The organism is Chlorobiota bacterium (genome assembly GCA_016700335.1).
In the GTDB taxonomy this organism is placed as follows: Bacteria; Bacteroidota; Ignavibacteria; order OLB7; family OLB7.
The window spans coordinates 1,408,762-1,434,904 of record CP065014.1; the positions used below are offsets into that span (position 1 = coordinate 1,408,762).

Here is a 26,143-nt window from a genome sequence, read left to right on the forward strand (position 1 = left end):
TCATTTAAATGAATGAAAAAATTCAATATTATGATTGGATAAATTTAGTTAAAATTGGTGACGAATTTATTTCAATAAAAAAAGAAAAAATTATTGTAATATCTAAAGGTGAAAGGAATTATAATGCAGGACCAGATTTTTCGGGTGGAATATTGTTAATAAATGGTGAACTTAAAATTGGTTCGATTGAATTTCATATTGATGAAAAAGATTGGTTTCTTCATTCCCACCATTTAGATCAGGATTATGATAAAGTAATTCTACATGTAATCCATAACATAACATCTAAATTAGAGTTAAGTATCCCAACAATATATGACACTCAAATTAAACGATTAGATTCATCTAATAATTCTAGTTCTAAAATTGTTATTAATAATGAAATTAAAACATTTGAGATTAACGAATTATCAGTTTTATCATGGGAAAGATTTTTAAATAGAACTACCGATATTGTAAATTTAATTGGAGATTTAACTGTAAAAAATCATATTTATAATACTATTATTGTAAAATTGTTTGATGCTTTAGGTTTCTCTCAGAATAGAAGTCAAATGAAAGTATTAGCAGAATTAGTTATCAATGATTATCAATTACTAAAACAATATGAAATTTATGATTTGATTATATATCTAGTTAAAATCTCAGGTATTTCAATTGAAGATTTTTATAATAAAATCCCAAATTCACTTTATAAATCTATTTCCAACAGAATTCAGAATCAAGATAAAATTTTGATTTATGATAATTGTGATTTTCCTAGATTAGATTGGAATTTTAATACTAGAAGTAGTAATTCTCCATATATAAGAATTATTGCAGCAGCTTTTACTTTAGAAAGAATTTATAATAAAAATTTCATCAAAAATATATTTGAAAATTTAATAAAATCTAAAAATGTTAATTCTCTATTAACTGATATTCAAATTGAACTTTTTGGTTTTACTTTTATTGGAAGTTCAAGAGCAAAAGATATAGTAATTAATACAATACTACCAACAGGGCTTGCTTCAGGAATTTTTCTCAACAATAAATCATTAATTGAAAGTTCTTGTATAGCATACAGAAATTCTTTTTCTTTAGAATCAAATTCAATTATTAGAAAAATTGAAAATAAATTTTTGAATGGAAGTCAATTAAAAGGTGCATTTTATCAACAAGGTGCTATTGAATATTACCAAAGATATTACAAATAATAATTATTTAATTCAAACAACAATTATCAAAACATTTTATTTAAGCCCTGTATCCATCAGAAATTCAGGTTGAACGTTTACTCCTCCTAATTTTCTAAAAGTCAATTCCTCTAAAGAACAAAGAACCCATACAAAATTAATTTCATATCCAGGAGCAGCTACATTCGGGTGATAACCTTCTACAATAGTTACTGCATCGTTGTTAAAAACTGGAATAATCAAATCTGCATTTTCTAAATTATTATAAATGTATTGAGTACCAAATGCTGGAAAGGGCATGTCAACAAATAAATATAACTCCTCTTGAGTTTTAGCATGTTCGTGTGGTGGCCAACTAGTCCAATTACCTTTTGATGATTGAGTAATACCCATTAATAATCTTGAACCTTCAACATTTTCTGCAATTATCTTGTTAATTTTTCTTTTATAAGGTTCGTTCCCTACATCAAAGCACATTGCTGGGTTATCTTTTACATCATCAAATTTAACAAGTTTACTTTCAAAAATTAAATTTGATTTTGCACTAGCCTCTACAATATCTATGAAAGTATCAGTTTCAATAATAAATGATTCTCCCTTTGAAACATACACTCCATCCAATTTTACAACATCAAAAACGTTTTCACCAATTATAACTCTACCATTTCCACTTAGAACTAATAAACAAGTTTCAGAATCCTTATTCTGTGCTGTTATCGAAGGTAAATTGGTATCTAAAATTATTCTTCCAGCATTAATAAATTTAAACTCTGAATTATCGTTTGTAATTAAAATATTTCTACCTTTGTTAACTGCTGTATTCCTGAATAACCACTTATGATTTTGCATATTTTGTAATAAATTAATGTTGTTTCGTAAATTAGCAATTTAAGAATTAAAATTCATTAATTACATTTTCTACTTTTTTAAGTATTACAAATTAAATTACTCATTCAAATAATAAAAATTAAATCAAAATTATTTTATGATTTTATCTGACAAAGAGATTTTGCATAGTATTGAAAATGGTGAAATTGTAGTTGAACCTTTCGATAGAGAATGTTTGGGGACTAATAGTTATGATGTTCATCTTGGAAATTTTTTATCAACTTATGATTCATTTGAATTAGATGCAAAAAAGCATAACACAATAACCACTTTTGAGATTCCTCAAGAAGGTTATTTATTATTGCCTGAAAAATTTTACTTAGGAGTTACACAAGAATATACTGAAACTCATAGGCATGTACCATTCTTAGAAGGAAAAAGCTCAATTGGAAGATTAGGCATTGATATCCATGCAACAGCTGGAAAAGGGGATGTTGGATTTTGTAATTATTGGACTTTAGAAATTTCAGTTAAACAACCTGTGAGAGTATATGCTGGGATGCCAGTTGGTCAGCTAATTTATTTTGTTACTTCAGGTGAAATTGAAACATTTTACAATAAAAAAGGTAATGCAAAATATAATAATAGAACTGATAAACCAGTTGAATCAATGATGTGGAAGAATTTTAAATGACAAGATAGAATTGTATTTGAGTATACTTTAAGATAAATTTATTTATTGAAAATGATTAAAACAAAATTTGAGATTTTAGAATTGTGTTGTAGTGCTGAAGAAAATGTTATAAGAAAAAAGCTTTCTGTTATACCAAATATTAAAGATTTAAATTTTGATTTTATATCTCATACATTATCAATTGAACATTCATCCGATATAAAATTTTTAATTAAAACATTAGATTCAGTTGGAATGTCTGCTACAGTAATAATTAATGATAATGAAAAAGTTGAAACTAATGAACAAAGTTTTTGGTTAAACCTTAATTCAATCAAAATTTTTATTGCAGTTGTTCTAGCAATTTCCTCTGAAGTTATACATTTTATTATTGGTGGACATAATCATTCTCACTCAAATGAAAAAATATCTTCTTCATCGGAAATAACTTCATTCTTTAATATTGAGAATCTGCTAATTCTATTTGCTTTTGTTGCAATTGTTTTATGCGGAACAAACTTCGCAAAAAAAACTTGGAACTCAATCAAAACTTTTTCTTTGAATATTCATATTTTAATGTTTGTAGCTGTAATTGGAGCAATATTATTAGGAGAGTATAGTGAAGCTGCAATGGTTATTTCTTTATTTGCTTTAGCTGAACTTATAGAAAAACGAAGTTTGTTAAAGGTTAGAAATGCATTAGGTAATGCTATTGATTTGAGTCCGAATGAAGTTGAAGTTTTCCATCAAAATGAATGGCATAAACATAAAATACATCATGTTAAAACAAATGATATTTTAAGAGTTAGGCCAGGAGAAAAAATAATGATTGATGGAGAAGTAATTTCAGGAACCTCAACTCTTAATCAAGCTGCAATTACAGGTGAGTCAATACCAGTAGTAAAAAGTATTGGTGATAATATATTTGCTGGAAGTATTAATCAAGAAGGTACATTTGACTACAAAGCAAAAGGTACAGCAGAAAATTCAACTATCAACAATGTAAAAAAACTTGTCAATGCTGCTCAGTTTAATAAAGGAGTTACTGAAAGATTTATAGATAAATTTTCTAGGATTTATACTCCAATTGTTTTTTTGATAGGATTGATTATTGCATTTATTTTTCCATTAATTTTTGGAGGAAATTGGCATGAATGGCTAGAAAAAGGTTTGTTTATTCTTGTTACTGGTTGTCCTTGTGCTTTAGTAATTTCAACCCCTGTTACTATTGTAAGTGCATTAACTAATTTAGCACGAAATGGAATTATAGTTAAAGGGGGAGCTTATATTGAGGAAGGAAGTAAAATCAACTTAATAGTATTTGATAAAACTGGAACGTTAACTGAGGGGAGTTTAAAAGTTACAGATGTAGTTTCATTCTCTGAATATACTGAAAATGATATACTTCATGTTGCCTCTGCAATTGAAGCTAAAGCTACTCATCCTATTGCTAAAGCAGTTATTACTGCACATGAAAATTGTCATCAAAGTGAAGGTGAAATATTTGTTTTGGATTTCAAATCAATTATTGGAAGAGGTGCATGTGGAATAGTAGAGGGAGTTGAAATTTATGTTGGAAATCATAGGTTAGCTCATGAGTTAAATGTTTGTTCAATAGAAATAGAAGATATTTTATATAAACTTGAAAGTGATGGGAAGACAATCGTTTTAGTGATGACTAAATTAAAAGTTCTTGGAATAATTGGAGTTACTGATTCATTGAGATCAGATGCAATTGAAACTGTATTAAAACTGAAAAATTTAGGTATAAAAACAGCAATTATTAGTGGTGATAATGTTGTAACAACAAATAAAATTGGAAAACAGTTAGGGATATTAGACTCAACTGGAGATTTGTTACCAGAAGATAAAATTTCAAAAATTGTTTCATATCAAAAAAATAATCAAACAATAGGAATGGTAGGAGATGGAATAAACGATGCCCCTGCAATTGCTAAAGCTGATATAGGTTTTGCTTTAGGTTCAATTGGTTCAGGAATGGCTTTAGAAGCTGCTACTGTAAATATAATCGATAATAATTTAAATAAAATTATTGACTTTATTTTAACTTCTAAAAAAACTTTAATTTTATTAAAACAAAATTTGTGGTTAGCAATTGGGATTAAATTTGTTTTTGCAATCTTAGCTCTTTTTGGTTATTCATTTTTGTGGTTAGCTGTTTTTGCTGATATGGGAGCTTCTTTGATAGTAACTACTAATGGATTAAGAATGTTGAAATATAATTCAAAATTAAATTCTAAATAATCTTATATCTTTATTTTCATAAATAGTTTTGTTGCCTAAGTTTAACCCAACATCCAACATAACATCAGCTAATTTTTCAGATGTAACACCTATGTTTGGATAAATAAATTTCATAATATATTTATAACCAATTCTGAATATTTTATAATTGAAGTTAGGTTCAATTCTTTTTACTATTGGATAAATGTATCCAGGTCTAAATATATATGTTCGATAGAAACTCAGTTTTAGTAATTTGTTTTCAGCGATTCCTTTATCACGAGCAAACATAATCTTACTTTTTTCTTTTGAATCTGCACCTTGTCCACTCAGAAAACAAAATGTTGTGCAATTAGAATTTTCAATCAAAGCCTTTGCAAATTCTTCTGTATAATTTACTGTTATTTTATAAAATTCTTCTTTTGATACTTGTCCAGTATAAACTCCTAAGCAATAAAAACAAATATCTTGATTCTGTAAATAATGTGAAATTAAATTGAAATCTAAAAAATCATTATGAATAACTTCAATTATTTTTGGATGTTTAATTAATAATGGTTTTCTACTAATGCAAGTAACATTTTTAATATTATTATTGTTAATACATTTCAATAAAATCAAATTTCCAATCATTCCACTAGATCCTGTAATTATAACATTTTTCATTTTATTATCAAAATTTCAATTTTTAAATTTTTGTTTAAACATAAATTAGAACAAATTTTGTTAATATATTAAATTATTCAAAAAAAAACAGGTCTCTAAATGAAACCTGTTTTTTGTATTTATATTAAAATTATTACTAAGCACCAACTTGTTTGTTTCCTCCGAACATCTGACTTAATGCAGAATCAATTTTTTCACGAATAACTTTTTCTGTGATTTCTTGACTAGTTTCTTTTGTAATATATTCAGCAACTGCACGTTGTGCAACTTGAATTATATACTCTCTATTAGCCCCTGTAAGAGCTTCAGACATTTTCTGCAAGGAATCAGTTTGACGTTGAATATAGTCAACCATTGAAGCCAAATCTCTTTGTTGTTGTTGAGAAGTTCTAACTAAATTAATAAGTTCGTATTTTTGACCTTCTGAACTTTCTTCAAGATCACGAATCAATTTATCTAACCTTTGTTCTTCTTCAGTATAGAACAATGTAATAGCTAAAAGTGAGAGTAATGAAAACTCTAGTGTAATAGCAGCAAGTAAAATTGATGGTTGAGTTCCAGGAATAAACTTCAAACCACGAATACCAATAATTACGATAAGAATAGCAGCACCACCATAAGCAAACCCTTGAACTTGATTAGCATATTTTTCTGCAAAGTGCCTTTTCATATATAAACGCAAACCTTTAAAAACAGGTAAACGTGAACGTTTCCAAGCATTAGCGCCTCTAATATCTTCAATTTCATTAACAATTGTATTACCGAATTCTTTTGCCATTGGTAATAAGTCTTCAGTTGAATCTGCAGATGTAATTCTTTCAATTTCTTCACGAGAAACTTTATCCCCAGTTTGTTCATCTATTCTGTCAACAGTATGATCAATTTCACGTTCAATTTTATTTGAAATATAACCTATTGACTTAGGTAAAAATGAAGTAACTAAAACCGCAACAATAAAACCAACAAACATAGAAAAAATACCAAAAGTAAGCCAAGGAACAATAGTTATAGGTTCTTCACCTAATTTCTCAGCACGAACTATCCAATCACCAGAAGCTTTATCGTATTGATTAGCTTCCATCGTTTTTGCTTTATCGCTCATATCCAATAAGAAATCTTTTTCAACAACTTCAAATCCTTTTGCTTTAGATCTTACTTCTGATGGGGCGAATAACCCTACCATAGCATTTCTAAAGCCTGTTTTGATAACTAAGTTTTGAAACATCCAATACCCAGCGAAAAGAACCCCAAGAAAAACAATAATTTGGACAATGTTAGTCCGATATTTTTCGGTTTGTGTGCTCATTGATTTTTTTTTTCTTTGTTAGAAAAATTTGAGTTTAAAGAAATAGAGAGTAATTAAAGTTATAAAATTAAATATAAGAAGAAAAAACAAACTTATTCCAATTTTTTTTAATTACAATCAATATGTTTTATTAATTGGTTATTTGCAAGGGAAAAAATAGAAATTAAAATAAGCTATCTATAAAATTAACAAAAAAAGTAGAATAAAAAAAATATTAAGACTAACAAATTTAAAAAAACTTATTCTTTTAAAAAAAGGCATTTTTTTTTGTTATAAAATTAAAACAGATTAATAGGTTTTGTTTATGTTTGTTATTGTAATTTAATAATTAATCATAGCAAAAAAAATATGTCAAAACAATTTATTTTATTTTTTCTAATTACAATTTTCATTACAAATTTATGTTATTCTCAGGATCCAAACTGGAAACATCAGATTGAAGGAGAAATATCTGCACAATTACCAGGTGGTGATTTTAAAAACTTAACTGAATTAAATACAGGGTTTGGTGGTTCGTTAAGTTATTTTTATAGGGTTTCAAACAATTTATTCGTATCAGCTTCAGTAGGTTATTATGATTTTGTGTTAGGTTTAAGTAAAGGTACTTTTAATTCAATTCCATTATTAATAGGGCTTAAATATAATTTAGTTACAAAGGGTGTTCAGCCATATTTAGGAATTGAAGGTGGGATTTATTTTTTTAAGTCAACAATAAATAATGTTTTATATAAGGATGATAGTACAAGATTTGGAATAGTTCCTAAGTTTGGAGTCAGAATTCCTATAGAAGATGGGTTAGATGTTGATTTCTCAGCAAAGTTCCATCAGATGTTGAACTTTGATCCAAGTTTAAATTTTTTCGGAATAAATTTAGGACTATCATACACAATAGATAGAATTAAAAAAGAGTCTAATAAAAAGTAATATTTTATAAATTTCATTAAAAAACAATTTTAATTATGGGTGAAAGTTCAGTTGTATTAGCTATTATTTTAATATTCTTTGGAATATTCTTTTTTGCTATTCTAATGTATTTTATACCGTTAGGATTATGGGTTAATGCTCTTTCTGCTGGTGTAAGAGTTGGTCCTATTGCACTATTAGGTATGAGATTAAGAAAAGTACCACCTCATATTATAATCACGTCTAAAATTACAGCTCAAAAAGCTGGAGTTGATATTAGTATCGATCAATTAGAATCACATTATTTATCTAGTGGTAATGTACAAAGGGTTGTGAATGCTTTGATCTCAGCTGATAGAGCTGGTATTCATTTAACATGGGCAAGGGCAACAGCAATAGATTTGGCTGGGAGGGATGTACTTGAAGCAGTGAAATTATCCGTTAACCCAAAAGTTATTGAAACTCCTGCAGTAGCGGCAATGGCTGGAAATGGTATTCAAGTTAGAGCAGTTGCCAAAGTTACAGTTAGGGCAAATTTAGATAGGTTAGTTGGAGGTGCTGGTGAAGAAACAATTATTGCTAGGGTTGGTGAAGGAATTGTAACAACGATTGGTTCAAGTGAATCTCATTCCCAAGTGTTAGAAAATCCTGATAGAATATCTAGGACTGTACTTGAAAAAGGATTAGACGCTGGTACAGCATTTGAAATATTATCAATTGATATAGCTGATGTTGATGTGGGTGAAAATATTGGTGCTAAATTAGCTTCTGATAGAGCACAAGCAGATTTATCTGTTGCTCGAGCAAAGGCTGAAGAAAGAAGAGCTTCGGCTGTTGCTCTGGAACAAGAAATGAAAGCAAGGGTTCAAGAGATGAGAGCTAAAGTTGTTGAAGCAGAGGCTCAAGTTCCATTAGCAATGGCAGATGCATTAAAAAATGGTAGAGTAGGTGTTATGGATTATTATAATATGAAGAATGTTCAAGCTGATACTCAAATGAGAGAATCAATTTCAAGAGGAGGGAAACCAGAAGGTGAAACAAACCTTTAATCATCTTATAATAAAATAAAAAATCGGATTGAATATTAATTATCAATCCGATTTTTTTATATGAATAATTATCGTTCTAATTAAGTAATTTAGAATAAGTATTTATTCTGTAAACTCATATTGAAAAGATTGATCTTCATTTGGAAATTTCAATTTTAGTTCATACAAAGGCTTGAAACCTTCAGGAGAAGGAATTGCCTTAAAATCTGATCTAATTTCTCTTTCAATATTTGGATATAATTTTGTTAAACCATAACTGCCAATTTTTTTTGGTTCATCTGGCCTAACATGCTTTTCATTAATTTGTAACTTATAATGATTTACTGTTGAATAATTTGCTGCACCAATTGTTAATCTTAATTTCAATTTGACATTCTGCTTTGTAAAATTTGGAACAAACATCCATTCTTCGTTTTGATTATATGTTTCTTTAGATTGAATTTCACCATTAGAGTCAATAATTTCAGTAATAATATCTGTTGTTTTCATATAATCTAAATCATCAAATTTAACTGAAACCCAAATTGCCCCATCTTCTTTTCTCATTTGAAGTGGCATTGAAAAAGTATCTTTGTTTACTACTTCGTAGGTTGTTTTTGAATAACCTTTAACTGTATATGAAGCATCTATATCTAGTGGAATTGTACCTGTGTTTTTATATTTAACTAATATCTCATCATTAAGTTTATTCTTTACAACTGAAATTTTCGTTTCCAACATAATAGATTCAACTTTTAATGAAAACTCAGATACATCGCCTTTTCCTTGATAAGCATCTGAATTGACTACAATTTCTATAATACCAGTTCCTAGCTCAGATGTTGAAATAAATGACGTTGAAATAAACCTATCATTCCCTTTTGCTTGTGGAATATAACCTACATTTTGACCAGTAGAATTAATAACTTTACCTAATACATTTGATTGAGAACCTTTATCAACTATCAAATTAAATTTCAATCCTATTGCTCCAGAAGGAACTGAAAAATAAAATCTTTTTGATAAACCAGGATCCAATTTACATTTTGGAGTGTTAACAATAAAATCTTTTTCTGGAGAAAATTTATATGGAACAATTATAGTATTTAATAATTCAAATTCAAAACCATCATAAATATTATTATCAGAGTATTGAATTCTCTTACTAATAATTTTACCACAATAAATACCTGGTTCTTTTAATTTATCTTTATCATAAATACAATCAATTTTTGCAGACTGAGTATTTTTTATATAAACATTTTTTTGAATAGTAGATAACCAATCTGCTGTTGAAGTTAAATTGTAAACTCTAAAAAAATCTGTTGTGTCACCAAGCAAAGATGAGTTTCTAACAACAATAAATTCTTGTCTATCTTCATCTTGTGGAAAATAGTTACTTCTCCAAAAAGCCGTACTTCCGCGTCCATCAGGATAGTTAGGAGATTCTGTCGAAATTGTATATTCCTGAAAATTGTCTGCAAACCCAGATTCCTTCCACTTCCTTAACAACTTATAAGCATTTTTAACATTAATAATTCCTCCTCCTTGTTCTATCAAAATATAATTTTCCATATATGTAGCAGACATTCTAAGAGCACGTTTTATCAATCCTTGAGTTGGAAACCAATTAGGATAGTCTTGTTTCAAAGCAGAAAGAAGCAATGCAACAATACCCGCAGCATTTGGGCTTGCCATTGATGTACCACTCTCTCTTGATTCATAAGCATGATTAGGTATAGTACTAACAGCTGTACCGGGTGCAACAATATCAGGTTTATCAACTTCACCCCCGCGTGAGGAGAAATCCCATAAAATGTCTTGGTTTAGTGTCATTGAATATCCATCTCTCGCAATCCCTTTTGGAAGTAATGCACCAACTGTAATTATTCTTGACGAAGATGAAGGAATACCGACTGTAGAAATACCAGGACCTTCATTGCCAGCAGAAGTTACTACAAATAAATTCTTATGTTTCGGAATTAAATCATCAATAAATTTTTCAATATCTGATCTACCTTCCAAAGCTGAACCAATACCAAAACTCATATTAACTATAACTGGTATATTCTTTATAGCCATAGAATCGGAATAATTTGCAGCCCATTCAAATGCTTTTTTCATACTTCCAGTAATGGTAATATCATCAACTGAATCACATGAAAATTTACAACAAACTAATTGTGATCCTGGAGCAACACCATTAAATCCTTTCTCACCGTTGATTCCGAATCCACTAACAATACCTGCAACATGAGTTCCATGTCCTCCTGCATCATAAACAAATGAAACTACTTTATTTGAAGTATCAATATTAGCTACAAATCCCATTGGTGGTTTCCCTTTATTTTTTTGTTTGAAGACAAACCACTCATTACTTTCCTTGAAATTTGAAATTTGGGTTTCATTAGCAATAGATGAATCAGCATCAGTGTCAACTAGCACTTTCCAAACATTATTGACTTTAAACAATAAACATCCAAAAAAGGAATTTGATTCGTTATCTCCATTAAAATCTCTAACATTTGCATTCCTCCAATTATATTCATTCATTTCTCCTATGTAACATTCATTTATATCAATACTGGTTGGCAAATCTTTAAACATTATATGTAAAGCATCTGCTGAATAATTTTGTTCACCTTTTCTATTTTTAATTGATTTAATCTTTTTGAATTTTACTACATTTGAATTAGCAAAATCGAAAGCATCAATAATTTTTCTTTTACCAATACTAGTTTCATTTAATCCAATTTTTGAAAAATCAATTCCTGTATCAAAAATCAAACAAACAACACCCCTACCATCAAAAGTTGGATGTTCTAACAAAAAAGAGTCAACACCAGTTGAATTTAATGACATAAAATTCCAAGGAGGAACTAAATATTTTGTTTGAATACTACCATCAATTAAATTTCCTGTTGTTTGCGAATTTAAAATTGAGAATGAAAGTATTAGAAGAGTAAGTGATACTATATTATTCTTTAACATATTTTTATAAAATTGAAGGACAAAAATATACAACGTTGAGCAATGCATTAATAATAAAAATATTTTTTAATAAATAATTAAAAAACAACTTATTATAGATTACAGTTAATTCAAAAAAATTCCTAAGTTTATTATTGATTCAAAATTTATGATTCATTAACTATGTATTAAGTTTGCATATATTAAAATTAAATACATTGAAATTAATACTTAATCCAAAAGAAGATAGAAGAGTTAAAAGAGGTCATTGTTGGATATTCAGCAATGAAATTAAATCAGTTGATATAAATGCAAAACCTGGTGATTTAGTTAGTGTATATTCAAGTGATGATAGATTTATTGGTTGTGGTTTATACAATCCAAATTCATTAATTTCTATTAGGATTGTTTCCAATACAAATACTGAGCTAGATTCAAATTGGTTTAAAAACAAAATTGCAGAAGCACTTAAATTTAGATTAGATTTATTCTCTATTGGAAACTCATTCAGGCTAATTCATGGTGAAAGCGATGGAGTTCCAGGGGTGATTGTTGATAAATATGATAAAATATTATCAGTTCAAATTTCATCATTAGGAATGGAATTAAGAAAAGAAATATTATTTGATGAGTTAATGAAAATTGAAGGAATTGAAGGAATTGTTGAAAGAGGTGATAGCAATTCAAGGTTTCTTGAAGGGTTACCAATTGTGGTAGGTGTTGTTAGAGGAAATGTAGGAATACAAATAGTTTCTGATGGTTACATTAATTATTTAGTAGATGCTTTAGGTGGACAAAAAACTGGGTTTTACTTAGATCAAAGAGAAAGCAGAATTGTATTGCGAAAATTTTCCAATAATAAAAATGTATTAGATTTATTCAGTAACTCTGGAGGATTCTCATTACATTCAAAGCAATCTGGTGCCATAAAAGTAATAGCTGTGGAATCATCAGAATCGACTTGTAATGAATTTAAAAAAAATATAGAGTTAAATAATTTAAAAGGATTATCTATTAGATGCAATGATGTGTTTAGTGAGTTAAATTCTATTCAAAATTCAAATGAAAAATTTGATTTAGTAATTGCTGATCCTCCACCATTTGCAAAATCTAAAAAACATGAATCAGCTGCAAGAAAAAAGTATGTTCAATTGTTTATTTCATGTATGAATGTAACTATTAAAAATGGAGTTAATTTTTATTCAACTTGTTCACATAATATTACTCGTGATACATTTTTTGAAATGATTAGAGAAGCATCTTTTAAAGCTAAAAGAGAAATTGTAATATTGGAAGAAAGAGGTGCTTCCTACGATCATCCTATTCTTGCTTCAATGCCAGAAACTTCTTATTTACGAAGTGCAATATTGTTAATTAAGTAAGAGATTAAATATCTTACTTTTAGTTTTTTTATCACAATTATTTATTTGCATATTAATACTACCAAAATAATTATTCACGAACCTATTATAAAAAAAATAGGTGAAATTGCTAACAAACATAAATATGATGTTTATGTTGTAGGAGGGTATGTTAGGGATGTAATATTAAATTTACCAAACAAACAAGATATTGATTTTTCTGTTATTGGAAATGGAGTTGAATTTGCAAATATCGTTGCTCAAGAGTTAAACACAAAAGCTATAATTTATGAAAATTTTGGAACTGCATTGGTTCCGATTGGTGATTTTAAAATTGAATTTGTTGGAACAAGAAAAGAAACATATTATGAAGGTTCAAGAAATCCAATTATTACTAATGGTTCATTAGAAGAAGATTTAATGAGAAGGGACTTTACGATTAACTCTCTAGCATTTAAAGTTCAATTAGAATCAGAAGTTACAATAATTGATTTGTTTGGAGGTATTGAAGATCTTAAAAATGAAATATTAAAAACTCCATTAAATCCAATCACTACTTATAATGATGATCCATTAAGAATGTTAAGAGCAGCTAGATTTTTATCTAGATTAAATTTCAAATTGGAACCTAATTCATTTTCAGCAATATGTGAACTTAGTAATAGAATAAATATTATCACACAAGAAAGAGTTTCTGATGAGTTACTGAAGTTATTATCAACAGATAAACCAAGTTTGGGTTTTAAATTACTTTTAGATACAGGGTTGCTAGATATAATTTTTCCAGAGTTAGCAAATTTAGATGGAGTTGATTTAATGCAAGTTGATGGAATTGGATATGCTCATAAAAATGTGTTTTATCATACTTTGCAAGTTATAGATAACATTTGCAAATGTTCTGATAATCTTTGGTTAAGGTTTGCTGGAATGATGCATGATATTGCAAAACCAAAAACAAAAAAGTTTGTTGAAGGTAGAGGTTGGACTTTTCATGGGCATGAAGAAGTTGGTGCTAGATGGCAAGAAAGAATTTTCAGAAATATGAAATTTCCTTTTAAAAGAAAAGAATATGTTGAAAAGCTCATCAGGCTTCATCATAGACCAATGGCTTTAGTTAATAATCTAGTTACTGATTCAGCAATAAGGAGGCTATGTGTTGATGCTGGTGAAGATTTAGATGATCTTTTCTTATTGTGCAGAGCAGATATTACAAGCAAAGATCCAAAAAAAATAAAACAATACCTTAAAAACTATGATGTTGTTATAGAAAAAATTAAAGATGTTCGTGAAAAAGATAAACTTAGAGAATTTCAATCACCATTAAAAGGAGAAGAGATAATGGAAATTTGTGGATTAAAACCAAGTAAAAAAGTTGGTATGATAAAAAGAGCAATTGAAGATGCTATTCTTGATGGTATTATTCCAAATGATATTGAGGCTGCCAGGAATTATCTGTTTAAATTAAAAGAAAATTTAATTTAGTTTTTTTAATTTTCAATAAAATAATATAATTTTATTTTATACAACTACTGAAACTTTTTTATTGATTAACAAATTACCATTTAATTATTATGAAACAAATTTTATCTACTTGCTTTGTTTTAGTATTATTAACTAATTTTTCAATCCAAGCTCAGAAAAGATTGATTGATCCAAGACCACTAAAGGGATTAATAAATAAAGATATACCTGTCAATACAGATTTACTAAAAATTCTCCCTAGTGGATATTTAATGTCTAAAGCTACATCATTTGGTAATTTCTCATTAACCAAAATTGAAGTTAATAACCCACAAACTTCTATTAACTCTTTAGAAAGTCATACAAACATTATAAATCAAAAGGTAATTTCTGAAAATGGTACTATAAATTGGTTACAAGGTAAATTAGGAAATATTACGAATTATACTTCTAAAAGAAATAATAAATTAAATCAACAATCAAGCACCCAATCGTACATTGATGCTTCATACTCTTTTTTCGTGAAGAATAAAATTGAGTTTAAAATTGATAATCCACTTGAAGAATTAATAGTTGTTAAAAATAATGAAGATGAGTTAGGATTTAAACATATAAAATTTAAACAAATGTTTAAAGGATTCCCAATTTATGGATCTGAAATAATAGTTCACATTAATAAATATGATGAGATTTATACTGTTAATGGAAACTATGAACCTACTCATAGCATAATTCCACAACAATCTAACATTTCATCTGAAGAAGCTAAAATAATTTGTGAAAATAAATTCAAAACTGAAAATAGGTTTCATATACTTCCAATAACTGAAGATGACATTTTAAAACTTAATGATGAAAACATAGAGATTGCTTGGTTACCAACTGAGTTATGTAATATGAAATTATGCTATGTTGTTGAAATTCATCCTAATTTATTAGATCATTATACTTTATTTATAGATGCAGTAAATGGTCAAATTATAAAAGAAATTAATTCTACTTGTAAAATTAATCCAAATGGAAATATACCAATTGTTAAGGTTAGTGAAAATAAAAATTTAGAAAAAATCTCAAAAAATGAATTGTTGTCTCAAGCAGGGTTTTTTAATTCAAACTCAACAGATTTATCAGGTGGAACAAAACAAATTAGAGTCTATCAACACACTGATAGTAAGTTTTATATGCTATGGGATTTAGATAATTTAAATAACTCATTATCAAAATTACCAAATAATCCTGCTGGTGGGGCAATTACATTATCAGCTCAAAATTCTGATTTAGACCAATCAACTCAATTATCTATTGTAGGTTCAAATTCAAATTCATGGTCTGATCCAGCATCTGTATCAGCACATGCAAATATGGAGAAAACATTTATTTATTGGAAAAGTGTTCATAATAGAAAGGCTATTGATGATCAAGATCAATCAATTGTTTCAGTTGTTCACGTAACCGATAATGGAAGAAAAATGGATAATGCTTTTTGGAATGGAAGAATGATGGCTTATGGAGATGGTGATCAAGCATTTACACCACTAGCTGAAGCATTAGATGTCTCTGGACATGAAATGACTCACGGAGTTGTTCAAAATACTGCTAACTTAGTATATGAAGGTCAAGCAGGAGCTCTAAATGAATCTTTTGCAGACGTTTTTGGAATTATGATTGATAGAAAGAATTTTTTAATGGGAGAAGATATTATGAAATCAAATGGAAATATTGCTTTAAGAGATATTTCAAATCCATCCAATCCTCAAGTTTTTGATCCTCAACCAGACCACATGAATAAATTTAAAGTTCTCTCTTCATCTGTTGACAATGGAGGAGTTCATATAAATAGTGGAATACCTAACAAAGCTGCTTACAACGCAATCGTTTCATTGAATAGAGAGAAAGTTGAAAAAATTTGGTATAGAGCCTTGTCAGTTTATCTTACTAGAAGTAGTCAGTTCATTGATAGTAGAAAAGCATGTGAAAAAGCTGCACAGGATTTGTTTGGTGCAAATAGCAATGAGTTCCAAGCAGTTGGTAAAGCTTTTGCAGATGTTGGAATAGGTGGATCAGCAACGAACCCACCTGATAATAAAGTACCACCTGTTAATGGTGGCCAATCTTTTATAGCTTTTATGACTTCGGAAGGGAAAATTGGATATTTTGATTTGGCGAAAAACCAAGCATTTCTAATAAATAATTCAAACGCTGTTGCTCGCGTTTCAACTGAAGGAGATAAATGCCAGTTAAGCGTTCCTACTGATGGAAAATCAATTTGGTTTGTTAATGCAGACGGTATTTTATCCTATATTGATTTTACTAAAGGAGAAGTATTTGGGTATAATACTTTAAATATAAATAAATCTGGTGATATTTGGAATGCATCAATATCTCCAAACGGAAATGTATGTGCTTTAGTATCTTCCTATTTGAAGGATCCAACTATCTATTTATTTGATGGTACTAATTTATCAAAAAAAGAAATTAAAATTGAAGGAACTCAAAGTGGTATTGAAGATCAAACAATACAATATCCTGATGTAATTTCTTGGTCTCCAAATGTTAACAAACCTAAAATTGGATTTGATGGTTATAATGAAATATCATTATTTGGAGAGAAATTTTCTTGGTGGGGAATGTACGAGTTGAATATTCAAACAAATAAATTTTATAATTTAGTACCAGCTCAATCTGAAGAAATTAGTATAGGAAATGTTAATTATACAAAAACAAATAGCCAGAAAATTGCATTTAACGTAATAAATATTGCAAGTGGTGTTTATGATACTTATATAGTTGATTTCGATGTCGCAAATTCAGAATTTCAATTAAACATACCTTCATTCACAATTGGTGGAAGATCAATTACAGATGCTGACAGACCAACATTTTCACCAGATGATAAAGTTTTATGTTTGTCATCACCAATGAATGAATCGTTATTATTTTATACTTTTGCTACTAAAAAATTAACATTTTTCAATATCAACCAAACTGTATATAATCCAGTATGGTTTATGTTAGGAGGTAAAGTAAGCGTAGATGAAGATTCAAAACTTAGTGATATTAAAATTCAAAATAATAGGAACATAATTTCAATTTCGTTATCGGGTAACAGACATAATAAGTATCAAATTGAAGTTTTTAATTCATTAGGTAATACAATTTATAACAATTCTTATCAAAATCAATTTGAGATAATAATAGATTTAAATAAAGAATCTTCTGGAGTTTATTATGTAAAGGTTTCTAATGATTATAAACATTTTATTCAAAAAATTTCTTTATTAAGATAATATGTTAAAAGTTTTTATTAAAAATTTATATGTAATTGTTTATGGTTTTTTGATAATTGCATGCTGCAAAAAAAGCTTACCTGAAAAGGAAGTACTGAAGTACAATCCAAATTGGACTAATAGAAATATAATAGTTTCTGAAGGAGGTGGTTTTACAGGATTTTCTTATGGATATAAAATATATTATACTGGAGAAATTTATAATTTAATACAAATACCATCTAAACCAGATTCTTTAAGATTAATAAGTAAAATGCAAGATTCAGTAATTACTTTTTTTTCTAATCTAGATGTTGTTAAATTTGATACAATTAACTATTATAATCCAGGGAATTTAACTTACTCATTATGTTTGAATGAAAATGATTCCTTAATCCATTCAGTATCTTGGAGCATGGGAGACAAACAAATCAACAGTTCTATTTTAAAAATATATAAAGAAATTTTCAAATTTACTGAAAGAATTGTTGAAGTAGAAAATATAGAGAAACAGTAAAATATAGTTATTAAATATATGATTTAAATGAAAAACCCATCTTTCAAATATTTGAAGATGGGTTTTTATATTCAATTGATTGAAATTCTCAAAGTAATTAATTAGAAAACAATTAATTTAAATTCAAATTTAGATTCTCTTTATTATCATCATTTGCAACTTTTATATCATCTTTCATTTTGTATTGTAAATGATATAATCTAGAATAAATTCCATTTAAAGCGATTAACTGTTCATGTGTTCCTGTCTCTTTCAGCTCTCCCTTGTGCATAACTAGTATTCTGTTTGCTTTTCTAATAGTTGAAAGCCTATGAGCAACAACAATTGAAGTTCTTCCATAAAGTAATTTATCAATTGCAGTTTGTAATTGAACTTCAGTTTCAGTGTCTACATTTGAAGTAGCTTCATCTAAAATTAAAATTTTTGGGTTATAAGCTAAAGCTCTAGCAAAGGATATTAACTGTTTTTGACCAACAGATAGAGTAGCACCACGTTCTTGAACTGTAGTATTATATCCATCTGATTGCGAATTAACAAAATCAGAAATTCCAACTGTTTCGGCAGCTAGTTTCATCTCAATTTCTTTAACTTTATCATTATTTAAAGTTATGTTTTCTTTAATATTTCCTCTAAACAAAAAAACATCTTGCATAACAAGTGCAATATCATTCCTTAGGTCTGAACTATTTATACTATTAATTTCTCTTCCATCAATTTTTACAGATCCAGATTTATAATCATAAAATTTTAAAAGAATGTTAATTATTGAAGTTTTACCAGCACCAGTTGCACCAACAATTGCAATAGTTTCACCCTTGTTTACTTTGAAAGACAAATTATGCACAATTTCGCGTTCACCATCATAACTAAAACTAACGTTATCAAATTCAACAGTTCCATCTACAATTTTAAAAGGTTCGTAATTATCAGGTTCTTTGATAACTGAATTGTTATCTAATAATTCAAAAATTCTTTCACTACTTGCCATAGTGCTTTGTAAGTTATCGAATCTATCAGTTAAATCTCTAATGGGTCTAAAAAACATCTCTGTATATTGAAAAAAAGCAAAGAATACACCAAATGTAATAGCTTGACTTTCTTCAGTTGAAAAAAGGTTTTTGAACATTTGAATCATTCCAAAATCAGGATTTCCTAGAATCAACATTTTACCTCCAAACCATATAATTAACCCAATTGCTAAAGCTGATATAAATTCAATAATTGGAAAAAATATAGAATAATTAAGTACTGTTTTAATCATAGTTTTTTTATACTCAGTATTAATAACATCAAATTTTTTATTAGAATTCTCCTCTTGACCAAATAATTTAACTGTTAATACTCCAGTAATATTTTCATTTAAAAATGAATTAATTTTAGCTAATTGAATTCTAGTAATTGAGTAAAGTTTTCTAAAAATTTTACTGAAATATACATTTATTAACAGTGTACTAACAAGAGCACCAATAGTTATAAAACTTAATTTTACTGAAATCGAAAACATTAAAATTGAAATTGTTATTAAGGTAAAAATATTAGCGGCAATCATTACCATACCAGAAGAAAAAAATTCATTTAATGTTTCAACATCACTCGTAACTCGAGTTACAAGTCGTCCAACAGGTGTTGTGTCATAATACCTTAGAGATAAAATTTGAAGTTTGTCATGTAGTTGCATTCTAATTTTATGAATAGTATCTTGACCAATTGATTGCATTTTGATCATAAGTAAATAATTTAAAAATCCATAACTTATAAGCATTACTAGAATAAAAATAGTAATCCAAATCAATCCAACAAAATTATTTTTTAAAATGTAATTATCAATTGCAATTTTTATTAAATATGGTCTGAAAGCATTAAAAGCAGAAACTATTATTGCTAAAACTGTTAACCAAACTAATTTATTTTTCTGTGGTTTGAGATAAGTTAAAATTCTATAGAACATGTTTTTATCAAAACCATTATTCTGTTTTAATTTTTCTTCGTTCTTAATTGACATATTTTGAAATAGAAATTTGTACTTTATTAATCATAATTTGTTTTCATTAAAAAAAAATGAAATTTATCATATTAGGAATTATTGCAAAAATTTAAATAAATAAAATTATTTAAATTATTTTTGAAATTTATTAAATGTATTGTTTAATTCCGAAATCATTGATATAACTACTTCTTCAGCTGTAATTACACTTTTTATTAACCCTGAAATTTGACCTGCTTCAAGTTCACCTTCATTCAAATCACCTTCAAATATCCCCCTCATTTCTCGTTTATTTTCAAGCAAAGATATTAATTCTTCCTTTGTTGCACCATTTGATTCTGCAATTAATATTTTATTAACGAATTCATTTTTAATAAATCTTACAGGTATAACTTTTTTTAATGCAAGAACTGTAGATGTATCATCACAGTTTAATATTGCATTTTTAAAATTAATGTGAGATGAGGATTCAACAGTTGCAGCAAATCTTGTACCAACTTGAACTCCTTCAGCTCCAAGCATAAAAGCAGCACCCATTGCTCTTCCGTCTGCAATTCCACCTGCTGCAATTACAGGTATATTTACTGCATCAACTACTTGAGGAATTAAACACATAGTGGTAATTTCATCAATACCATTATGTCCTCCTGCTTCGAAACCTTCGGCAACAATTGCATTACATCCAGCATCTTCACACTTTTTTGCTTGAATAACATTAGAAACTACATGCACAACTAATATTGAATGTTCAATTAATCTTTTAGTAAATTTCAATGGAGATCCTGCTGAAGTAAATACAATTGTAACATTTGATTCAATAACAGTGTCAATTAATTTTTCAATATCTCCTCTAATTAAGGGTATGTTTACTCCAAAAGGATTTGATGTTTCTGCTTTTGTTTTATTAATATGTTCTTTGAGTAATTCGGGCTTCATAGATCCAGCACCAATTAATCCTAATGCACCAGCATTGGAAGATGCTGAAGCTAATTTATGACCACTAGTCCAAACCATACCAGCTTGAATTATTGGGTATTTAATTTTGAAAAGTTCAGTTATCTTAGTATTTATTAAATTCATGTTAATTTATTTTTTTTAATTTAAAAATAATATGCAATTTACTACTTCATTAAATTAAATTCTATTTTATTGATTTAGAAACTTATTTATTTTTAAATTCTTCATTTAACAAGTGGAAATTAATTTAGATGAATTAAATTTAATTTAAAGTAAAATAGTTCTATTATTATTTAAATTTGATTTTAAACAAATATAATATTTATGAAGAGAGTTTGTTTTATTATGATTGTATTTTTGTTTGTAAGCCAATCATTATACACACAGCAAACAAGAAATAGGTTAGATAACAGAGGTAAAAAATTCTTTGTTGCATTTTTACATATACATGGAGCTGGAAATGGGAGTGGAAATCCGAGAGATGAATATTTCTCTCAATTCGCAATTTCTATCTCTTGTGAAAAACCAACGAAAGGAAAATTAAAATATTTATTTTCTAATACAAGTGTAGACATTACAATACCTCAAGCAAATAAGTCAGTTAGATTTAATTTAGATACTTTTAAGCTACTTCTGCCAAATCCTTTTGAAGAACCAATTTCAAATAAAACTTTGTTAGTTGAATTTGATGACGAAGTTACTTTGCAAGCAATTAATACAATGAGGTGGAGCAGTGATGCTTTTTTAGCATTACCTGTAGAAGTATTGGGAAATGATAATTATGTATTATCTTATCCTAGTACAATTTCTACTGATCCTAGAAATGATAGATTGAATATAGCAGATTGGAGATCACAATTTGCTGTGATTGGATCTGAAGACAGCACTAAAGTTACAATTATACCCTCAACAGAGATTAATGGAATTAGAAATAGTTTTGTAATAAATTTAAATGCTGGGGAAATATTTTTTGCAAAAGCTGGTAGTCTTGCTTTGGCACTAGCAGGTACAGATGTAAGTGGAACAAGGGTAATAAGTGATAAACCAGTTGTAGTGTATGGAAGTCATCAAAGAACAAATATCCCATTTAACCAGTCAAGTGGTAGAGACCATTTAGTTGAACAAATGATTCCTGTTAAACACTGGGCATTAGGTTCTATAGCTACTCCATTTAATCAAGTCCCAAAGTCTTCACCTGATCAAGATTTTATGAGGATTATTGCATCTGAAGATAGTACATTAATTGCTTTGGATAGTATTCCAGTTAGAATAATTAATAAAGGTGAAATTGGCGTAGTTCCACTTAATAATACTGAAATTATTACAACTAATAAGCCTGTAATGATAGCACAATATCATAACTCGTCTGTTGATGAAAAGGAAATTAGAATTGAAACAGATACCTTAGGAGATCCATTTTATACATTAACATTTGCACGAGAACAATTTGATTCAATCTATACATTCAATAGCTTTTCTTCAGTTGAATTCAGAGAACATTATATTAATATTGCAATTCCAACTGAAAGAATTAAAACAATTGTTTTAGACGGTTCCTCTGTTAATGAATCAAGTTTTAAAAGAATTAAAAAAACAAGTTATAGCTATGCACAAATAAAAGTAAATAGTGGTTCTCATCATATACATGCTGCTAGCCCATTTGCATTGCAAATTTATGGATATGGTGGTTACAATTCTTATGGATACCCTGGTGGAATTGTGTTAGATACAATTTTTAAAGACCATACTCCACCATTAATTAATTTTGTTGATAGTTGTTTGTCTTTAATTGGTAATGGATTAGATTCTACATTTAATGATTTTGGAATTGAATCAATTTCACTTCTTCCAGAATCACAAAATGTAAAAATTAATGTACCTAAGTTTAAAAAAGGTGAAAAAAATGTTCCTTTTTATATTGGTTTAACAAACCCATATGAAGATGGTTTAGCAATTGTAAAAGTTGTTGATACTGCTGGTTTGGATAACCAATTATCTAAAAAGGTTAAAGGGTTTACTCTAGGTTTCGATAAAGAACCTATTAAATATAAATATGATACTTTAGCCTCTTTATCCGGGTTGAAATTTTGTAGAACTATTATCATTAAAAATTATGGTGCATTTGATCAGACATTAACAAAAATTAACTTTCAAAATATAAATAATGAACTTTCGATTAATGCAGCTTTGCCAGTAACATTAAAACCAAATGAAGATTTTAAATTTGAAATATGTTATCAACATATTGGTGATACTTCATTTATTGCGGAACTTTCTATAGGAAATGATTGTATTGTTAGACCCATAATTGAAATACCAATTTATAGTGCATTAGATACTTTAAATCCAAAGTTATCAATCAATCCAGATCCATGTAAAATATCACCAGAACTTGTTATAGGAGAATTTTATGCAATCAATTCTGGGATTTCAGAAATAAAGTTTTTAGAACTTTCAAACGCTAATGTTGAATTAATGCCAAACCGTTTTCCAGAAAAATTAATTATAGTAAAATTTGTTCGTAAAAATATTCGTGAAGATATCATTTATAAAGTTGTTGTTAAAGATTTGGTAGGGAATACTACATTTTACTCCGATACAATTGGAGGATTTACAATTTCATCTACAACTTTAAGCAATAAACTTGTTGGATCTGATAATGTTGTTCCTTTTAACTTCAAAGAAGGAATAGTTGGATTAAAACAATGTGATACCATAATTTTTAAAAATTATGGATTAAAAACTGTTTCCATTTCGAATTTAAGATTAAAATTTAATGTTGATTTTTCAATACCACCTATTCAATATCCAATTTTATTAAATCCAGGAGAAAGTATAAATTTAGTTCTTTGCTCAGCCCCAATGGGAAAAGGTTTGTACACAGATACAGTTCTAATTGATTTTGCTTGTGGTGGATTTCAAGATAGAATTCCTTTAAATGTAAATTTATTGGCGTTTAATTCTAATTCAAAAGATAATTGTGGGAATGAAATTAATGTATCTATTGGAGGATTTATTAAAGAAGATTTTTTAATGACACCAACTCCAAACCCAACTATTGGAGATATTAGTGTATTCCTAGGTTTAAAAGAAGATAATTTGATAAGTATTAATATAACCGATTTAAGTAGTAATTATATTCATCAAATGGAAAGTAGTGCTTATTTTCGCGCAGGAATAAATAAAATAAAAATTGATTTAAGTAAATATGATTCTGGTAATTACTTATTAAGTTTTATACTAAAAGATAAACTTCTTATTCAAAAAATTACAATTAAGAAATAATTTCTATTTCTAAAAAAATATTACTTTAATTATAAAATTAAAAAACAAACAACATTTTATCTTGGGAAACACATTTTTATTAGCTTTTGCTTCACCTCCAGGTGCTGGAGGTACTCAAAGCGCAATTCCGACATTTGTTATGTTCGGAGCAATTATACTTATTATGTATTTGATGGTTATTAGACCTCAACAAAAGAGATTGAAAGAACAACAGAACTTAATATCATCTGCTAAAAGAGGTGATAAAGTAGTTTTAAGTGGTGGAATTCATGGGACTATTTTTGAAGTAGAAGAAGGTACTATTTTAGTTGAAGTTGCTAAAAATACTCAAATACGATTCAATAAAGCATCTATTCAATCAATTGTAAAAAGTGAGATTGAGAGTAAGAGTTAATTCTTAAGTTATATATTACGAACAAGATTCTAAATTTTATTTAGAATTTTGTTTGTATAATTAGAAGATTTTAAAATATCATTTTTTTAAGAACTTGTCTTCCTCTAATGTTAACCTTAATGAAATTCTATGAGTAGCTCCAAAGCCTGATAGATCTTCATTCTCCTTTGTAAAAGCATAGTCTATATTTAATTTTGGTAGCTTTATACCAGCTCCAATAGTTAGTTGTTTATTCTCAGAATATCCTATTCTACCAAAAATTTTATCATTATAAGCATATTCTAAACCTAAAGAAGGATCTAAAGAAGCAATTCCTAAATCTATTTGTGACGTCAATTTTCTTCCTTCAAATCTAAAATTTCCATCAATTGTAGGCATCAGATTATGTTTATCATTTATAGAATATTTAAATGAAGTGCCTATCTTTAAAGATGGTACAATAAACTCTTGAGATCCTGTACTCCAAGTTAATAATGATTTTGTTGCATCATTTAAGGTAGCTCCAATTTTCAAATTGTCAATAGGTGTATAAAGTGCACTTAAATCAAAACCAATACCATATGCTGAATTTTCAAGAATTGATTTATACATCAATTTTAAATTTGCTCCAAAGGCAATTTTACTATCATATTTTTTAGAATATGAAAATATAAAACCCCAGTTTGATGCATTCCCTAAAACAATTTTAGAAGGATCAATTCTGTCTTCATCATCTAATTTACCATTACCATTAACATCAATTAGAGCATTCCTAGAATCTTTAATTCCGTCCAAGCCTAATCTAATTGCACTAAAAGCTAAAGTTTGGTCTGAGCTTAATGGATAAGCAATACCTGCGTAATCATAATTTATTTGACCAGAAAATCTAGATTCATGAAGAATTGAAATTTGAGGATAATTAATTTGAACTAAAGCTGCAGGATTAAAATAACCAGCAGTAACATCATCACTAAATGCAGTACCAGTACCCCCTAAACCAGCAGATCTACCACCAACACCTGTAGATAGATAATCTCCAGCATATTTTGCATTTACAAAACCTTGAGAGTAAACAAAATAATTGCTACTTAATATTAAAACCAAAAGCAAAGTTAATTTCATAAAACAAAAGAATATAATTTTATA

Annotated in this window: 18 protein-coding genes; 11 read left to right on the plus strand and 7 right to left on the minus strand. The window is 27.9% G+C overall.

Translation table 11 applies throughout. The features are described 5' to 3' along the window. The first annotated feature begins 8 nt into the window (after positions 1-8). Positions 9-1,196 (plus strand): DUF2851 family protein, encoded by a 1,188-nt coding sequence (locus IPP08_05795; GenBank protein ID QQS67675.1) that lies wholly within the window; start codon positions 9-11, stop codon positions 1,194-1,196. Positions 1,197-1,232: 36 nt separating this feature from the next. Here IPP08_05795 and IPP08_05800 read toward each other — a convergent pair whose 3' ends face one another. Then, positions 1,233-2,024 carry a 5-deoxy-glucuronate isomerase gene (locus IPP08_05800; GenBank protein QQS67676.1) on the minus strand — a complete coding sequence of 264 codons (792 nt, stop codon included), beginning with the start codon at positions 2,022-2,024 and terminating at the stop codon, positions 1,233-1,235. A gap of 136 nt (positions 2,025-2,160) precedes the next feature. Between IPP08_05800 and IPP08_05805 the strand changes: the two genes are divergently transcribed. Beyond that, complete coding sequence (locus IPP08_05805; protein QQS67677.1) at positions 2,161-2,697, plus strand: dCTP deaminase; 537 nt, start codon at positions 2,161-2,163, stop codon at positions 2,695-2,697. Between the two features lie 51 nt (positions 2,698-2,748). Further along, a complete protein-coding gene (locus IPP08_05810) occupies positions 2,749-4,941 on the plus strand; it encodes a heavy metal translocating P-type ATPase (protein ID QQS67678.1) in 2,193 nt (730 codons plus the stop codon). On the opposite strand, the gene IPP08_05815 is transcribed toward IPP08_05810, so the two are convergent. Together IPP08_05815 and IPP08_05820 are read right to left on the minus strand one after the other, a co-directional pair. Beyond that, on the minus strand, positions 4,927-5,586 hold the full coding sequence (locus IPP08_05815; GenBank protein ID QQS67679.1) for a hypothetical protein: 660 nt from the start codon (positions 5,584-5,586) through the stop codon (positions 4,927-4,929). The genes IPP08_05810 and IPP08_05815 overlap by 15 nt on opposite strands. 136 nt (positions 5,587-5,722) lie before the next feature. Then, positions 5,723-6,892, minus strand: a complete 1,170-nt coding sequence (locus IPP08_05820; GenBank protein ID QQS67680.1) for a hypothetical protein — start codon at positions 6,890-6,892, stop codon at positions 5,723-5,725. A gap of 348 nt (positions 6,893-7,240) precedes the next feature. On the opposite strand from IPP08_05820, the gene IPP08_05825 reads away from it, so the two are divergent. Continuing rightward, entirely contained in the window at positions 7,241-7,816 is a 576-nt protein-coding gene (locus IPP08_05825; GenBank protein QQS67681.1) for an outer membrane beta-barrel protein, read from the plus strand. A 35-nt stretch (positions 7,817-7,851) separates the two neighbouring features. After that, complete coding sequence (floA, locus tag IPP08_05830) at positions 7,852-8,844, plus strand: flotillin-like protein FloA (protein QQS67682.1); 993 nt, start codon at positions 7,852-7,854, stop codon at positions 8,842-8,844. Between the two features lie 102 nt (positions 8,845-8,946). Here the strand turns inward: floA and IPP08_05835 are convergent, their stop codons facing one another. Beyond that, positions 8,947-11,814: a S8 family serine peptidase gene (locus IPP08_05835; protein ID QQS67683.1), complete on the minus strand. Its 2,868-nt coding sequence runs from the start codon at positions 11,812-11,814 to the stop codon at positions 8,947-8,949. A 197-nt stretch (positions 11,815-12,011) separates the two neighbouring features. Here IPP08_05835 and IPP08_05840 point away from each other — a divergent pair, with 197 nt between their 5' ends. From IPP08_05840 to IPP08_05855, 4 genes are all read left to right on the plus strand, one after another. Beyond that, positions 12,012-13,175, plus strand: coding sequence for a class I SAM-dependent rRNA methyltransferase (locus tag IPP08_05840; protein ID QQS67684.1), 1,164 nt, complete (start codon positions 12,012-12,014; stop codon positions 13,173-13,175). A 51-nt stretch (positions 13,176-13,226) separates the two neighbouring features. Further along, positions 13,227-14,636, plus strand: a complete 1,410-nt coding sequence (locus IPP08_05845) for an HD domain-containing protein (protein ID QQS67841.1) — start codon at positions 13,227-13,229, stop codon at positions 14,634-14,636. Between the two features lie 89 nt (positions 14,637-14,725). Continuing rightward, complete coding sequence (locus IPP08_05850) at positions 14,726-17,902, plus strand: M4 family metallopeptidase (GenBank protein QQS67685.1); 3,177 nt, start codon at positions 14,726-14,728, stop codon at positions 17,900-17,902. A 1-nt stretch (position 17,903) separates the two neighbouring features. Next, positions 17,904-18,398 (plus strand): hypothetical protein, encoded by a 495-nt coding sequence (locus IPP08_05855; GenBank protein ID QQS67686.1) that lies wholly within the window; start codon positions 17,904-17,906, stop codon positions 18,396-18,398. Positions 18,399-18,510: 112 nt separating this feature from the next. On the opposite strand, the gene IPP08_05860 is transcribed toward IPP08_05855, so the two are convergent. Both IPP08_05860 and IPP08_05865 read right to left on the minus strand, forming a co-directional pair. Then, positions 18,511-20,400, minus strand: a complete 1,890-nt coding sequence (locus IPP08_05860) for an ABC transporter ATP-binding protein (protein QQS67687.1) — start codon at positions 20,398-20,400, stop codon at positions 18,511-18,513. A gap of 114 nt (positions 20,401-20,514) precedes the next feature. After that, entirely contained in the window at positions 20,515-21,462 is a 948-nt protein-coding gene (locus IPP08_05865; protein ID QQS67688.1) for a nitronate monooxygenase, read from the minus strand. Between the two features lie 201 nt (positions 21,463-21,663). Here IPP08_05865 and IPP08_05870 point away from each other — a divergent pair, with 201 nt between their 5' ends. Together IPP08_05870 and yajC are read left to right on the plus strand one after the other, a co-directional pair. After that, positions 21,664-24,624 carry an IgGFc-binding protein gene (locus tag IPP08_05870; GenBank protein QQS67689.1) on the plus strand — a complete coding sequence of 987 codons (2,961 nt, stop codon included), beginning with the start codon at positions 21,664-21,666 and terminating at the stop codon, positions 24,622-24,624. Positions 24,625-24,763: 139 nt separating this feature from the next. Beyond that, positions 24,764-25,018: a preprotein translocase subunit YajC gene (yajC, locus tag IPP08_05875; protein QQS67842.1), complete on the plus strand. Its 255-nt coding sequence runs from the start codon at positions 24,764-24,766 to the stop codon at positions 25,016-25,018. A 78-nt stretch (positions 25,019-25,096) separates the two neighbouring features. On the opposite strand, the gene IPP08_05880 is transcribed toward yajC, so the two are convergent. Then, entirely contained in the window at positions 25,097-26,119 is a 1,023-nt protein-coding gene (locus IPP08_05880) for a PorV/PorQ family protein (protein QQS67690.1), read from the minus strand. Positions 26,120-26,143 lie beyond the last annotated feature (24 nt).